The sequence below is a fragment of the Mycobacterium sp. AMU20-3851 genome (assembly GCF_043974665.1).
GTDB lineage: Bacteria > Actinomycetota > Actinomycetes > Mycobacteriales > Mycobacteriaceae > Mycobacterium.
Genome location: NZ_CP146371.1, coordinates 2,919,498 through 2,933,525 on the forward strand (window position 1 = coordinate 2,919,498; position 14,028 = coordinate 2,933,525).

16 protein-coding genes, 1 tRNA gene and 1 riboswitch are annotated in these 14,028 nt (G+C 68.7%); of the genes, 8 read left to right on the top strand and 9 right to left on the bottom strand.

Features of this window, described 5'->3' with window-relative positions:
* Positions 1-6: 6 nt before the first annotated feature.
* Positions 7-777: a 3'(2'),5'-bisphosphate nucleotidase CysQ gene (locus tag V4U86_RS14045; protein WP_395311795.1), complete on the bottom strand. Its 771-nt coding sequence runs from the start codon at positions 775-777 to the stop codon at positions 7-9.
* Positions 778-922: 145 nt separating this feature from the next.
* Between V4U86_RS14045 and V4U86_RS14050 the strand changes: the two genes are divergently transcribed.
* Positions 923-1,393: a DUF2628 domain-containing protein gene (locus tag V4U86_RS14050; protein ID WP_395311796.1), complete on the top strand. Its 471-nt coding sequence runs from the start codon at positions 923-925 to the stop codon at positions 1,391-1,393.
* Here V4U86_RS14050 and V4U86_RS14055 read toward each other — a convergent pair.
* The 5 genes from V4U86_RS14055 to V4U86_RS14075 are packed head-to-tail and all read right to left on the bottom strand — an operon-like array spanning position 1,320 to position 4,654.
* Positions 1,320-2,150, bottom strand: a complete 831-nt coding sequence (locus V4U86_RS14055; protein WP_395311797.1) for an SCO1664 family protein — start codon at positions 2,148-2,150, stop codon at positions 1,320-1,322. The genes V4U86_RS14050 and V4U86_RS14055 overlap by 74 nt on opposite strands.
* On the bottom strand, positions 2,134-2,724 hold the full coding sequence (locus V4U86_RS14060) for a DUF3090 domain-containing protein (RefSeq protein ID WP_395311798.1): 591 nt from the start codon (positions 2,722-2,724) through the stop codon (positions 2,134-2,136). Before V4U86_RS14060 ends, V4U86_RS14055 begins: the two co-directional genes overlap by 17 nt.
* A gap of 33 nt (positions 2,725-2,757) precedes the next feature.
* Positions 2,758-3,453 carry a histidine phosphatase family protein gene (locus tag V4U86_RS14065; protein ID WP_395311799.1) on the bottom strand — a complete coding sequence of 232 codons (696 nt, stop codon included), beginning with the start codon at positions 3,451-3,453 and terminating at the stop codon, positions 2,758-2,760.
* Positions 3,454-3,466: 13 nt separating this feature from the next.
* Positions 3,467-4,297, bottom strand: coding sequence for an undecaprenyl-diphosphate phosphatase (locus V4U86_RS14070; RefSeq protein ID WP_395312042.1), 831 nt, complete (start codon positions 4,295-4,297; stop codon positions 3,467-3,469).
* A 45-nt stretch (positions 4,298-4,342) separates the two neighbouring features.
* Positions 4,343-4,654, bottom strand: coding sequence for a hypothetical protein (locus V4U86_RS14075; RefSeq protein WP_395311800.1), 312 nt, complete (start codon positions 4,652-4,654; stop codon positions 4,343-4,345).
* A 138-nt stretch (positions 4,655-4,792) separates the two neighbouring features.
* Between V4U86_RS14075 and V4U86_RS14080 the strand changes: the two genes are divergently transcribed.
* The 3 genes from V4U86_RS14080 to V4U86_RS14090 are packed head-to-tail and all read left to right on the top strand — an operon-like array spanning position 4,793 to position 7,093.
* Positions 4,793-5,779: a hypothetical protein gene (locus V4U86_RS14080; protein WP_395311801.1), complete on the top strand. Its 987-nt coding sequence runs from the start codon at positions 4,793-4,795 to the stop codon at positions 5,777-5,779.
* A gap of 10 nt (positions 5,780-5,789) precedes the next feature.
* The gene (locus tag V4U86_RS14085) at positions 5,790-6,032 is read left to right on the top strand and encodes a DUF5703 family protein (RefSeq protein WP_395311802.1); all 243 of its coding nucleotides are present in this window, start codon (positions 5,790-5,792) and stop codon (positions 6,030-6,032) included.
* Positions 6,032-7,093, top strand: a complete 1,062-nt coding sequence (locus V4U86_RS14090) for a quinone-dependent dihydroorotate dehydrogenase (protein WP_395312043.1) — start codon at positions 6,032-6,034, stop codon at positions 7,091-7,093. Before V4U86_RS14085 ends, V4U86_RS14090 begins: the two co-directional genes overlap by 1 nt.
* Before the next feature lie 87 nt (positions 7,094-7,180).
* On the opposite strand, the gene V4U86_RS14095 is transcribed toward V4U86_RS14090, so the two are convergent.
* Positions 7,181-7,705: a YbhB/YbcL family Raf kinase inhibitor-like protein gene (locus tag V4U86_RS14095; RefSeq protein WP_395311803.1), complete on the bottom strand. Its 525-nt coding sequence runs from the start codon at positions 7,703-7,705 to the stop codon at positions 7,181-7,183.
* 9 nt (positions 7,706-7,714) lie between these two features.
* Positions 7,715-9,061 (bottom strand): M20/M25/M40 family metallo-hydrolase, encoded by a 1,347-nt coding sequence (locus tag V4U86_RS14100; RefSeq protein WP_395311804.1) that lies wholly within the window; start codon positions 9,059-9,061, stop codon positions 7,715-7,717.
* Positions 9,062-9,179: 118 nt separating this feature from the next.
* Between V4U86_RS14100 and V4U86_RS14105 the strand changes: the two genes are divergently transcribed.
* Positions 9,180-9,265: transfer RNA gene (locus tag V4U86_RS14105), tRNA-Leu, on the top strand.
* A gap of 16 nt (positions 9,266-9,281) precedes the next feature.
* Here V4U86_RS14105 and V4U86_RS14110 read toward each other — a convergent pair.
* Positions 9,282-10,115: a helix-turn-helix transcriptional regulator gene (locus tag V4U86_RS14110; protein ID WP_395311805.1), complete on the bottom strand. Its 834-nt coding sequence runs from the start codon at positions 10,113-10,115 to the stop codon at positions 9,282-9,284.
* A 77-nt stretch (positions 10,116-10,192) separates the two neighbouring features.
* Between V4U86_RS14110 and ilvD the strand changes: the two genes are divergently transcribed.
* The 3 genes from ilvD (at position 10,193) to V4U86_RS14125 (ending at position 14,026) form a co-directional block, all read left to right on the top strand.
* Positions 10,193-12,037, top strand: coding sequence for a dihydroxy-acid dehydratase (gene ilvD, locus V4U86_RS14115; RefSeq protein ID WP_395311806.1), 1,845 nt, complete (start codon positions 10,193-10,195; stop codon positions 12,035-12,037).
* Positions 12,031-12,168, top strand: a riboswitch (cobalamin riboswitch). (Overlaps the previous gene by 7 nt.)
* A gap of 56 nt (positions 12,169-12,224) precedes the next feature.
* On the top strand, positions 12,225-13,013 hold the full coding sequence (locus tag V4U86_RS14120; protein WP_395311807.1) for a class I SAM-dependent methyltransferase: 789 nt from the start codon (positions 12,225-12,227) through the stop codon (positions 13,011-13,013).
* A 122-nt stretch (positions 13,014-13,135) separates the two neighbouring features.
* Complete coding sequence (locus tag V4U86_RS14125) at positions 13,136-14,026, top strand: ABC transporter substrate-binding protein (protein WP_395311808.1); 891 nt, start codon at positions 13,136-13,138, stop codon at positions 14,024-14,026.
* Positions 14,027-14,028: the final 2 nt, after the last annotated feature.

Genomic DNA, 14,028 nt, shown 5'->3' on the forward strand with positions numbered 1-14,028 from the left:
TTCGGGTCAAAACGCGGACCGGATGGTCTGCAGCAGGGTGTCGGCCAGCTCGGTTCGGCACATCAGCAGGTCCGGCAGGTAGGGGTCGCGACGGTTGTAGATCAGCGGCGCCCCGCCCAGCCGGGACGCGTGCAGCCCGGCGGCCTGCACCACCCCGGCCGGCGCCGCCGAGTCCCATTCCCACTGCCCGCCGGCGTGGATGTAGGCGTCGACGTCGCCGCGCACGACGGCCATCGCCTTGGCGCCGGCCGAGCCGATCCGCACCACCTCGACGTCGAGGTGCTCGCGCAACCACCACAGCACCGCCGGGGGCCGGTAGGTGCTGGCGGTGATGCGGATGGGTCCGTCGCGCCGCGGTGGCGGTGCGGTCACCGTGTCGGTGCGGTAGACCTGTCCGACCGCCGGCAGCGCGACCGCGGCGTCGGTGATGGCGCCGTCCGGACTGCCGTTGCGTTGCCACAGCGCGATGTGCACCGCCCAGTCGGTATGCCCGCGCATGGAGAACTCCCGGGTGCCGTCGACCGGGTCGACGATCCACACCCGCTCGGCGTGCACCCGGGACAGGTCGTCGACCGCCTCCTCGGAGAGCACCGCGTCGCCGGGACGCAGTTCGGCGAGCCGTTGGAGGATGAGCACGTTGGCGTGGCGGTCCCCGGCGTCACCGAGTTCATAGGAGTCGTAGAAACCGACCTCCTCGCGCAACGCCACCAGCAGTTCGCCGGCCTCGGCGGCCACGGTGGCGGCCACATCGGCGTCGGTCTGCTCAGCGGAATTCACCGACCCAGTATTGCGTGGCCGCCGAGCGGAGTTGCAGGGCACGTGTCGGGAAACGCTCCACGATGCGGTTCGATGGCTCAGGATTGGCTCGATCGGATTGCCCCGGACGCCTTCTCCCGTCGCCCAGACCCTGAAAGGCCCGCCCATGACCGCACCCGCCGCGGGCGAACTCGCCCCCACCTGGCAGCGCCGGTTCGCCTTCTTCGATCTCTACGGTCTGCCCAACTCGTCTCCGATGGCCAAGGCGGCCTACCGCACCCTGCCGTTCTGGGACAAGGTCCGCCTGACGTCGAACGGGTGGGCGCTGCTGTTCGGCTTCATCTACTTCTACGTCAAGGGCATGTGGCGCAAGGGCACCACGCTGCTGGGCATCGGCTTCGGGCTCGGTGTGCTGCTGTCGCTGCTGCACGCGTCGCAGTTTTTGACCCAGGTGGTCACCTTCGCCCTCGCCGGGGCCGTCATGTCCACCGCCAACTACGCCTACTACCTGCACGTGAGGGGTAGCCAATCGTGGAATCCGTTCGAGGGATTCGGCCCGAAACCTAGAACGCCGGCCACGGGATCGGCCGATGCCGATCCGGGGTCGGCATCACCGGATGATCCAGCAGCTCGCTGACTCTGGCCTTCAGCGCGGCCACCTCGCGTGCGGTGATGTGCTCACCGAGCTGCTCGGCCAACTCACCGTCGAGCTGTTCGCGCAGCGCCGCCACCGCGGCGAGCATCTCGTCGTCGACGGGTTTACCGGCCCAGCCCCACAGCACGGTGCGCAGCTTGTCCTCGCTGTGCAGGCTCACACCGTGATCGACGCCGCGGACGCGGCCGTCCACCCCGGTCAGGATGTGCCCGCCCTTGCGGTCGGCGTTGTTGATCAGCACGTCGAACACGGCCATCCGGCGCAGCCGGGTGTCGTCGGCGTGCACCAGGGTGACCGCGTCTCCGGCGTAGTCGTAGGCCTGCAGGATCGCCAGGTAGCCGGCCGGTAACCGGCCCGCGGGCAGCAGATCCACCAGGTCGGGGCCGGTGTCCGGATCATCGGCTTCCGGGGAGTCCTCGGTGAGCGCATCGCCGGGTTGATCGACCCAGCGCTGCACCATGCCAGGGCCCGCCGGTCCGTCACGAATGATGGTGTAGGGCACGATGTCCCAGCCCAGCGCGGCCGACACCAGGTAGGCGGCGCGCTCGCGGCCCGCCAGCGTGCCGTCCGGGAAATCCCACAGCGGGGCCTCCCCGGCCACCGGCTTGTAGACGCAGTGCACCGTCTGCTCCCCCAGCTGCGCCTCGCACAGGAAGGTGGCGTTGCTCGCGGAGCGGATACGGCCGATGACAGTGAGCTCGCCCTCGGTCAGTACCTGCTGCTCAGAATGGAGGTTCATCGTCTGCCACCCCGCCGATGGCGCTGCGCCGGTAGCCGTTGAGGCGCACGCAGATGTGCCCCTCGGGGTCCAGCGGCTCGTCGCACAGCGGGCACGGCGGCCGGCCGGCCGAGATCACCCGGTTGGACCGGGTGGCGAACTCGCGCGCGGACTCGGGGCTGAGGAACACCCGGACCGCGTCCGGGCCGTCCTCGGCGTCGTCGAGTACCACCGAGGCGTCGAATTCGGTGTCCGAGACGGCCAGCAGTTCGACGACGACGGTCTGGGCTTCGGCGTCCCAGCCCAAACCCATGGTGCCCACCCGGAACTCGGAGTCGACCGGCATCACCAGCGGGCTCAGATCGTCGACCTCGCCGGTGTCGGGTGGGATCGGGGTGCCGAAGCGCCGGTTGATCTCCACCAACAGCGCGGAGATACGTTCGGCCAGGACTGCCACCTGCTGCTTTTCCAGCATGACCGACACCACCCGCTTGTCGTGCACCGCCTGCAGATAGAACGTGCGGTTTCCGGGCTGCCCGACGGTCCCGGCCACAAAGCGGTCGGGTGTTCGGAAGACGTGAATTGCGCGTGCCATGGCACCTTTCAAAATACCGGTAGCGGGTCTACCTCAGTCGGTGGAGCCGCCGACCACCGCATCCCCGGCGGGGGCGGCACCGGCGTCGGACTCGGGTCTGGCGGCCAATCCGGCGGTCAACCCGTTGCCGGTGTGGTTGACGTGCAACACGAACGGTCGGGTCTCGGCATAGCGGATGACGCTCATCGAGGCCGGGTCGGCGGTGATGCGCTGGAAGGAGTCCAGGTGGGTGCCCAGCGCGTCGGCCAGCACGGCCTTGATGACGTCGCCGTGGGTGCACGCCAGCCACAGCACGTCGGCGCCGTGTTCGGCGGCCAGCCGCCGGTCATGCTCGCGTACCGCGGCGACTGCCCTGGCCTGCACCGCGGCCAGGCCCTCACCGTCGGGGAAGATCGCCGCGCTGGGCTGCTGCTGGACCACCTTCCACAACGGTTCCTTGAGCAATTCGCCGATCTTGCGCCCGGTCCAGGTGCCGTAGTCCACCTCGGAGATGCGGTCGTCGACGATCGGATCCACCCCGAGCGCCGCGGCGAGCGGCTCCACGGTGCGTTCGCAGCGCAGCAGCGGGGACCGGACGATCGCCTTGACCGGCAGGTCGCCGATCCGGTCGATCACTGCCTGGGCCTGTTCGCGGCCCTTGTCGTCGAGATCCACGCCCTCGGAGCGTCCGGCGAGCGTGTGCGCGGTGTTCGATGTCGAGCGGCCGTGCCTCAGCAGGATGACGGTCATGGGGTCCTCTCGATCACTGTGCGGCCAGCACGCCGGTGGACAGCAGCACCAGCACGGTGACCCCGAGGATCAGCCGGTAGCCGACGAACCAGTACATGCTGTGGCGCACCAGGAACCGCAGGAACCAGGCCACCGCGGCGTAGCCGACGACGAACGCGATCAGGGTGCCGACCACGATCTGTGGTCCGGTGGCACTCATCCCCGTCGCCCCGGGCTCGAATACGTGACGCAGCTCGTAGAGCCCGGAACCGAGCACCGCCGGTATGGCCAGCAGGAAACCGAATCTGGCTGCGGCTTCCCGCTTCTGGCCGAGGAACAGGCCGGCGCTGATGGTGACGCCGGACCGGGAGACGCCGGGGATCAGTGCGAGTGCCTGCGCGGATCCGATGAGCAGGCTGTCACGCCAGGTGAACTGTTCGATGGCGCGGGTCTGCTTGCCCCAGTACTCGGCGGCGGCGATGACGAAGGAGAAGACGATGAGCGCGGTGGCGATGACCCACAGGTTCCGGATGTCGTCGCGGATGTAGTGCTGCAGCGTGAACCCGAACACCCCGATCGGCACGGTGCCGATGATCACCCACCACCCCAGCCAGTAGTCGGGAGTACGCCGGTCCGGATCGGTGAGCCCACCGAACCAGGCCTTGAGGATGCGGGCGATGTCCTTGGCGAAGTACAGCAGCACCGCGACCTCGGTGCCGATCTGCACGACCGCGGTGAAGGAGGCGCCGGCGTCGCCCCCGAAGAACGCCTCGGACACGATCGCCAGATGCCCGGACGAGGACACCGGAAGAAACTCGGTCAGTCCCTGGACCACGGCCAGCACGATGACCTGCAGCCAGGACATCGCGGATACGTCAATCACGCGGACGACCGTACCGTGGGGTGCGTGTCAGCGTGCTGTGCGCACCGGCTCGGCTCCGGCGACCGCGTCTCGGACCGCGGCGGCTACGCTGCGCTCGTCGGTGACGTCGATGTCGGTCAGGCGGCGGGTCGCGGTGGCGATGATGTCCTCGTCCTGGGGCACCGGCCCGCTGAGCCGGGGCCGGTACACCTCGACGACCAGGAACTGGCGGTCTTCGACGTGAAAGGAGAAGCTACGACCCTCGCCGAGCGATCCGAACCCACTCGCGTGCACGCCCGTGGAGATGTCCTCGATGGCGAACTCGTCTGCCATCAGATCCGTTCCCGGCGCGACAGTCATAAGCCTTACCTTACCGTCGAATTGACGTAACCGTTCGATTAGGCGTCGTTTGCCTAGAATTTGAAAACGGAATCAGCGCTTCAACGAAATCAGGAGACATCGGGGCCATTGGACACGAAATCCGCATTCCGCCTTCGGATGACGGGGGTATTCGCCGTGGTGGCCGCCGTTGTTTCGGGGTGCTCATCGAGTCCCAGTGATTCGCCACCACCGACCATTCCGGTTGCGTTGCCGGCCGTGTCGCCGCCGGTCACCGGCGTGTTGGACGGCGCGGTGCAACCGCTGTCCGGCGCCGGTACCGCCGCCACCTTCGATATCCGTACCTCGTCGCTGGTCGTGCTCGGCCCGGCCGATCAGCTCACCGTCCTGCCGAGCGCCGGCAAGTCCTACACCATCGCGCTGCCCGCCGAGGCCGCCGCGCTGACCGGCGACGGCAGCGGTGAGGTGTGGCTGGCAGTGCGAGGCGGCTATCTGCGGGTGAACATCGCCGCCGCGGCCGCCACCCCGGTCGAGGTCGAGGGCCGGGCGGACACCGACTTCACCGCCATCGCCCGGCACGCGGACGGCCGCCTGGTGCTCGGCAGCGCCGACGGCACGCTGTACACGCTGGACTCGGACACCACGGTGTCCGCCGAGCTGAAGAAGTTCGCCCGGGTCGACGTCCTTGTCGCGCAGGACGACTCGATGGTGGTGCTGGACCGTGGTCAGACCTCGGTCACCGAGATCGACGGCGACGGCACCGGCACCGAGCAGGCCCTGCGCGCGGGTGAGGGTGCGACCAACATGGCCACCGACCCGGCGGGCCGGGTGCTGGTCACCGACACCCGCGGCGGGGCGTTGCTGGTGTATGGCACCGAGCCACTCATCCTGCGTCAGCGCTTCCCGGTACACGATGCCCCCTACGGGGTGGCCGGCTCGGCCGATCTGGCCTGGGTGTCACAGACGGCGACCAATACCGTCGTTGGATACGATCTCGCTACCGGAATACCCGTCGAGAAGGTGCGTTATCGGACCGTGCAGCAACCCAACACCCTGGCCTTCGACGACGCCACCAACACGCTGTTCGTGGTGTCCGGTTCCGGTGCCGGGGTGCAGGTGATCCCCGACGCGGCGCCGAAGCGATGAGGAGACGGTTATGACGACGGTCCAGCGGGGGCGGATGCCGGCCGGATGGGCGGGCGATCTGTCCGACGAATACGACTGGGTGCCGCTGCGGCTGCCACCGGATGTCACCCGGCTGTCGGCGTCGGTGCGGTTGTCGATCGAGGCGCAGTACCGCGGTTGGGAGCTGACCCGGGTACGGCTCTACACCGACGGCAGCCGCCGGGTCCTGTTGCGGCGCAAGAAGTCGACTCTCGGCGAGCAGCCCGTCCTGTGATCTACCGCCTTCTTCGCCAGGCCTTCTTCCTGGTCGATCCCGAACGTATCCACGGCCTGGTGTTCGCCGTCCTGCGCCTGGCCACCGCTTCCGGCTTCGCCCGGCGGCTGCTGGGTGCCCGGCTTGCGCCCCGCGACCCGGCATTGGCCAGCACCGTCTGGGGTGTGCGCTTTCCCGGCCCATTGGGTCTGGCGGCGGGTTTCGACAAGGACGGCCACGGTCTGGCCGCCTGGGGTGCGCTCGGGTTCGGTTACGCCGAGGTCGGCACCGTCACCGCGCAGGCCCAGCCGGGTAACCCCCGGCCCCGGTTGTTCCGGCTGGCCGAGGACCGTGCGCTGCTGAACCGGATGGGCTTCAACAACCACGGTGCCGGAGCGCTGGCCGGGCAACTGACCCGGCACAGCTCGGATGTGCCGATCGGGGTCAACATCGGCAAGACCAAGGTGACACCGGCCGAACTCGCGGTCGAGGACTACGCCGAAAGCGCCCGCCTGGTCGGTCCGTTGGCTTCCTATCTCGTGGTCAACGTCAGTTCGCCGAATACGCCGGGGTTGCGCGATCTGCAGGCGGTGGCCTCGCTGCGCCCGATCCTGGCCGCGGTCCGCGCGGCGACGTCCACACCGGTGCTGGTCAAGATCGCCCCCGATCTGTCCGATTCCGATATCGACGAGATCGCGGATCTGGCAGTCGAATTGGATCTTGCCGGCATCGTCGCCACCAACACCACGGTGTCCCGGGACGGCCTGCACACCCCCGGCGTGGCGGAGTTGGGTGCCGGCGGTGTGTCCGGTGCACCGGTCGCCGCGCGCTCGCTGGAGGTGCTGCGCCGGCTCTACGCCCGGGTCGGCGACAAGCTGGTGCTGATCAGTGTCGGTGGGATCGAGACCGCCGACGACGCCTGGGAGCGCATCATCGCCGGCGCGACCCTGCTGCAGGGCTACACCGGGTTCATCTACGGCGGCGGCTTGTGGGCCAAGCGAATTCACGACGGCCTCGCGCGCAGGCTCCGCGAGGGCGGCTACGCATCGCTGTCCGAGGCGGTCGGCGCGGCCACGCGGTAGTGACCCCTTTTGCCGTGAGCGTGCGTGTCTGCGGCAGACACGCCGCGGTCTGGACCGAGTCCACGCACGCTCGCGGCAGGCAGAAAACTACTTCTGCTCGTAGGTGCCGTGGATGACGGCGCGGGCGATCGCCTGGCCGAACAGGTTGAAGCCGAGGTAGGCCGGGGTGGCTCCGTCGGGCAACCCGAGGCTCTCGACGGGCAGCGCGTGCACCGCGATGTAGTAGCGGTGCGGGCCGTGCCCGGCCGGCGGGGCCGCGCCGATGAAGCGCTTGAGCGAGGCGTCGTTGCTGAGCGTGACGGCCCCGCCGGGCAGCGGATCGCCGTTGCCGGCGTCGGCGGCCAGCGAGGTCACGCCGACCGGCAGGTCCGCAACCGCCCAGTGCCAGAAACCGGACAGGGTGGGGGCATCCGGGTCGTACACGGTCACCGCGAAGCTGCGGGTCTCCTCCGGGAAGCCCGACCAGCTCAGCTGCGGCGAGACGTCCTGGCCGCCGGCGCCCATGATCCCGCTGACCTGGTCGTTGGCCAGCGCCTGTCCGTCGGTGACGGACTCCGACGTCAGCGTGAACGTCGGCAGTTTCGGAAGGTTGTCATACGGTGACTGGCTCATCGCGCCCTTTCAGCAGTGGGTGAGAAAGTGTTCGAGGACCTTGGCCCCGAACTCTAGTGCGTCGACAGGTACCCGTTCGTCGACGCCATGGAACAACGACGCGAAATCCAGGTCCGGCGGCAGCCGCAACGGGGCGAAGCCGAAGCACCGAATTCCCAACCGCTGGAACGACTTCGCGTCCGTCCCACCGGACATCATGTACGGCACCGTGCGGGCGTCGGCATCCAGGGCCAGCAGTGAGGCGTTCATCTGGTCCACCAGGTCCCCGTCGAACGTGGTCTCATACGACGGCAGGTCGCGCTCCCAGGTGCGCACCACGTTCGGGCCGATCAGTTCGTCGACCTCGCGTTCGAAGGCCGCCCGCCGACCGGGCAGCACCCGGCAGTCCAGCACGGCCTCCGCGACGGCCGGGATGACGTTGGCCTTGTAACCGGCTTTGAGCATGGTCGGGTTCGCGGTATCGCGCAGCGTGGCGCCGATGATGCGGGCGATACCGCCCAGCTTGGCGATGGTGCCGTCCAGGTCCGGCGAATTCAGATCGAACTCGTAACCGGTCTCCTCGGCGATGGCGGTGAGGAACTGTGCGACGGGGTCGGTCAACACCAGCGGGAATTCGTGGCGGCCCAGCCGGGCTACCGCCTCGGCCACCTCGGTGACCGCGTTGTCGTCATGCACCATCGACCCGTGCCCGGCCCGCCCGCGGGCCGTCAGCCGCATCCAGGCCAGGCCCTTCTCGGCGGTTTCGATCAGGTAGAGCCGGCGCTGTCCGCCGTCGCGGCGCGGCACCGTCAGCGAGAAGCCGCCGACCTCGCCGATGGCCTCGGTGACGCCGTCGAACAGATCGGGCCGGTTGTCGACGAGCCACTGTGCCCCGTAGGTGCCGCCGTGCTCCTCGTCGGAGACGAACGCGAACACCAGGTCCCGCGGCGGCACGATGCCGTGTCGTTTGAAGTGCCGGGCGACGGCGATCATCATGCCGACCATGTCCTTCATGTCGACCGCGCCACGGCCCCACACGTAGCCGTCCTTCACCGCTCCGGAGAACGGATGCACGCTCCAGTCGGCCGGTTCGGCGGGGACGACGTCGAGGTGCCCGTGGATCAGCAGCGCACCGCGGCTCGGGTCGGCCCCGGCCAGCCGGGCGAAAAGGTTGCCCCGCCCAGGTGCCCCGGCCTCGACGTATTCGGTGGTGTAGCCGACTTCGCGTAGCCGGTCGCCCACCCATTCCGCGCAGTCGGCCTCGCCCTTGGTGGTCGCCGGGTCACCGGTATTGGAGGTGTCGAATCGGATCAGCTTGCTGACGAGATCGACGACCTCGTCGGCGGAGCTGGCGGAAGGCTCGGTCACAGTCACCATTCGTACCACCGCCGGGCCGCCGTCGGGTGAGGTGACGCACCTCTTCACGGGGCTGGTTTGGGTCTGGGCGCCGCCATCCGTTAGCCTTAGTCGCTCCTCGCGGACAGCGCGGAGAAATGTCCGAGTGGCGGAATGGCAGACGCGCTAGCTTGAGGTGCTAGTGCCCTATTAACGGGCGTGGGGGTTCAAGTCCCCCCTCGGACACACACCCTCTTTCTTCTCATCCAGTGATCAACTCCGCCAATCGTTCTGCCGCCCCGCTGCCCGGGACCGGCAGATACGCCACGATCTGGACATCCGGCGCATCCGCGGGTGTCAGCTGATGGTGCTCCAGCCGCAGTTCGCCGACCCGGGCGTTGAAGAACCGGCGCTCGCGCGAGGCGAACCGCTCGATGCTGCTGGCCTGCCAGCCCGCCCGGAAGTGCTCACTGTCGGCGAACAGCCGGTCGATGAGCGCGGTGTAGGACGGCTCCCCCACCCGCGGCCCGGCCTCGGCCCGGAACTCGGCCAGGAATCGTTGGCTGTCGATCTCCCAGTCCGGCAACAATTCCCGGATCGCGGGATCCGTGAACACCAGCAGAAGCAGATTGCGGTCGGCGGCCGCGGTGGTCTCGACGCCTCCGTAGAGCGCCGCGTACGCGCGGTTCCAGGCGACGATGGTCCAGGTCGGGCCGATGGCGAACGCCGGGTACCCGGCCAGCGCGTCGAGGAACCGCTGGATGTGCGGCGGCGGTGGGCCGGCGTCCACGGTGGCGGCGGAGTCCGCAGTGTACCCACCGAGCGCCAGCACATAGTCGTGTTCGGCCGGTGAGAGCCGCAGCGCGTGGCCCACCGCGTCGAGCACCTGTTTGGACGGGTTGATGTCGCGGCCCTGCTCCAGCCAGGTGTACCAGGTGGCGCTCACCCCGGACAGCACCGCGACCTCCTCGCGGCGCAGGCCGCTGGTGCGCATCCGGGGCACGGCGGGGAATCCGAGTTCGGCCCGCGGTGCGGCCTCCCGCCGGGCACGCAGGAACTCCCCCAGCACGGCCCGCTGGCGACTCTTCTTGTCCACCCCCACAGGGTAGTGGTGTCAGTACTAGTATCAACAGCGACTTCCCACGTAGGCCCCCAAAATGCATCCTTTGTGCTATGGCTGAACTCAGGTCCCGCACGGTCACCCACGGTCGCAACATGGCCGGCGCGCGCTCCTTGCTGCGTGCCGCCGGAGTCGCCGGCTCCGACATCGGCAAGCCGATCGTGGCGGTGGCCAACAGCTTCACCGAGTTCGTCCCCGGGCACACCCACCTGCAGCCCGTCGGCCGGATCGTGTCCGAGGCCATCTCGGCCGCCGGTGGCGTACCGCGCGAGTTCAACACCATCGCCGTCGACGACGGCATCGCCATGGGCCACGGCGGCATGCTGTACTCGCTGCCCAGCCGCGAACTGATCGCCGACTCGGTGGAGTACATGGTCAACGCACACTGCGCCGACGCGCTGGTGTGTATCTCCAACTGCGACAAGATCACCCCGGGCATGCTGATGGCCGCGCTGCGCCTGAACATCCCCACCGTGTTCGTCTCCGGCGGGCCGATGGAGGGCGGCACCGCGGTGCTGGTGGACGGCACGGTCAAGACCCGGCTGAATCTGGTGTCCGCCATCGCCGATGCCGTCAACACCGAGGTCTCCGATGACGACATCAGCCGCATCGAAGAGGCCGCCTGCCCTACCTGCGGATCCTGCTCGGGCATGTTCACCGCGAACTCGATGAACTGCCTCACCGAGGCGCTCGGCCTGGCGCTGCCCGGCAACGGTTCGGTGCTGGCCACCCACACCGCGCGGCGCGCCCTCTACGAGAAGGCGGGCAGCACCGTGATGGACATCGTGCGCGCCTACTACGACCGCGACGACGCCAGCGTGCTGCCGCGCAACATCGCCACCCGCGATGCGTTCGACAACGCGATGGCCCTCGACATCGCGATGGGCGGATCCACCAATACCGTGCTGCACCTGCTGGCCGCCGCCCGTGAGGCCGAACTGGACTACACCCTCGAGGACATCGAGAAGCGCAGCCAGATGGTCCCCTGCCTGTGCAAGGTCGCCCCCAACGGCCACTACCTGATGGAGGACGTGCACCGGGCCGGCGGCATCCCGGCGATCCTCGGCGAGCTGTGGCGCGGCGGGCACCTGCACAAGACGGTGCACACCGTGCACACCGGTTCGCTGGCAGAGTGGCTGCGCGACTGGGACATTCGCGGCGGCTGCGCCACCGAGGAGGCCGTCGAACTCTTTCATGCCGCACCGGGCTGTGTACGTTCGGCGTCGGCGTTCTCCCAGTCCGAGCGCTGGGAGAGTCTGGACACCGACGCCGAGAACGGCTGCATCCGCAACATGGCCAACGCCTACTCCGCCGACGGCGGTCTGGCGGTGCTGCGCGGCAACCTCTCGGTGGACGGCTGCATCGTCAAGACCGCGGGCGTCGACGAATCCATCTGGAAGTTCTCCGGCCCGGCCGTGGTGCTGGAATCCCAGGAGGACGCGGTGGACGCCATCCTCAACAAGCGGGTGCAACCCGGTGACGTGGTGGTGATCCGCTACGAAGGTCCCAAGGGCGGGCCCGGAATGCAGGAAATGCTTTATCCGACAGCATATTTGAAGGGTCGCGGGCTCGGGGCTCAGTGCGCGCTGATCACCGACGGCCGGTTCTCCGGCGGAACATCGGGCCTGTCGATCGGCCACGTCTCCCCCGAGGCGGCAGCGGGCGGCACCATCGCCCTGGTGGCCGACGGCGACCTGATCACCATCGACATCCCGCATCGCAGTATCCAGGTCGACGTGCCCGACGAGGAACTCGACCGCCGCCGCGCGGCGTTGGAGGCCTCCGGCGGCTACCGGCCCAAGGACCGTCAGCGCACCGTGTCGGCCGCGCTGCGTGCCTACGCCGCCCTGGCGCTGTCGGCCGACAAGGGCGCGGTGCGTGACATCGATGCGGTCTAGCCTGGCCTGCTAGCCTTTGCAGGCCAGTCACCTCCGCAAGGAGTAGGGAACCCGGTGTGAATCCGGGACTGACGCGCAGCGGTGAGGGGTTGTCCCCGAGTCCGGATACCTGCTGGCAGCCGCGACTGCCGTCGCGGAGTTGTCAACGGGTCTCGCTGATAGGCCCCTGATGCCGAAGGGCCGTGGCGTGTCTGCATCCTCCAGCGGTAACCACACCGAACCTGCTGCGCTCGTCAGAGCCTGGGACGCCCAGCAGTCGGCCTATATCGCGGGCCGCGAATCTCGGTTCGACATCATCACCGATATCGTCGGGCTGGCGTGCGGCGACGAGCCCGTGGTCGTCGACCTGGCGTGCGGGCCGGGATCCTTGAGTGCCCGCATCCTGGCTGCGCATCCGCGTGCACGCGTCTTCGCCGTCGACTTCGACCCGCTGCTGCTCGATCTCGCCGCCAAGACGCTCGCCGTCGACCACGGTGACCGCGTTGTCCTGGTCGAAGCCGACCTCGCCGACCACTCGTGGACGGGTGCGCTCACCGACGCACTCGCCGGGACGGCCGTATCGGCCTTCGTCTCCACCACCGCACTGCACTGGCTGTCTCCCGACACGCTGCTGCGTGTCTACGCGGCCGCCGCAGAGATGTTGCCCGGCAACGGAATTCTGCTCAACGGTGATCACTTCCGGTTCGACGGGCGGTGGCCGACGCTGCGACGGCTCGCCGAGGCCCACGACACCTCGACCCAGGCGCAGGCGCATGCCGCCGGCGCCCCGACCTGGGACCGATGGTGGGCGGCGGCAATGGCACGCGACGGCGTGGCGGAGCTGGCCGCGCTGCGTGAACAGCGTTTCGCCGACCGGACCCCGCCGCCGAGCACGGCGGTGGACTTCCACCTCGCGGCGCTCGCCCAGGCCGGCTTCTCCGAAGTCGGCACCGTCTGGCAACTGCTCGACGACTACATCGTGCTGGGAGTGAAGTGATGTCCCGCCGCGCCATTGTCGCCGCATTCAGCGTGGTGGCTGGGTTGGCTGCCGGCTGCGGCACGGACACATCCGACCAGACCAGCTCTCCCGCAACGGAGCACAGCACATCCGGTTTCCCGGTGACACTGCTGAACTGCGGGGTCGACGTCGAGGTCGCAGCTGTACCGGCACGGGCGATCTCGGTGAATCAGCCCGCGACCGAGCTCATGCTCTCCCTGGGTTTGGCCGATCGCATGGTCGGGACGGCGTCGTGGAACGAGCCGGTGCTACCGGAATTGGCTGCCGACAGCGCCCGGGTGCCCGAATTGAGCGCGGACTTCCCCTCTTTCGAGAGCCTCCTGGAGCGGGACCCGGACTTCCTCTACGCGACGTTCGCCTACACCTTCTCGGATGATGGAATCGCTGCGCGCGATCGGTTCCACGAGTTGGGTATCCCCACGTATCTGTCGGCCGGTGAATGCCGCGGACAGCAGGCCGAACAGGACCGCGCGTTCACATTCGACGATATCTATGCCGAGATCCGGGACATTTCAAGGGTGTTCGGCGTCGAGGACGCGGGAACCCGACTGATCACCTCGATACAGCACCGGGTGAGGACCGCCACGGCCGACCTGGATGCCTCCGACACCACGTTGATGTACTGGTATTCGGCGACGCGGGTGCCCTACATCGCCGGATGCTGTGGCGCGCCGGGAATGATCACCGATGCCGTCGGCGCGCAGAACGCCTTCGCGGACAGCCGCCAACTGTGGCCGGAGATCACCTGGGAGTCCATCCTGGATCGTGACCCCGATATCCTGGTGCTCGCCGACTTGACCCGCGGTGACGACGGTGACACCGCCGCCGCGAAAATCGAATTCCTGGAGAGCGATCCGTTGGCCAGCCGGCTCTCCGCTGTCCGCGAGAAGCGCTACGTCATCGTGTCCGGCACCGCACTGGACCCCTCACTGCGCAGCGTCGACGCCGTCGAGAAGGTCGCCGACGCGTTGCGGGCCGCGGGAGATCGCTGAGC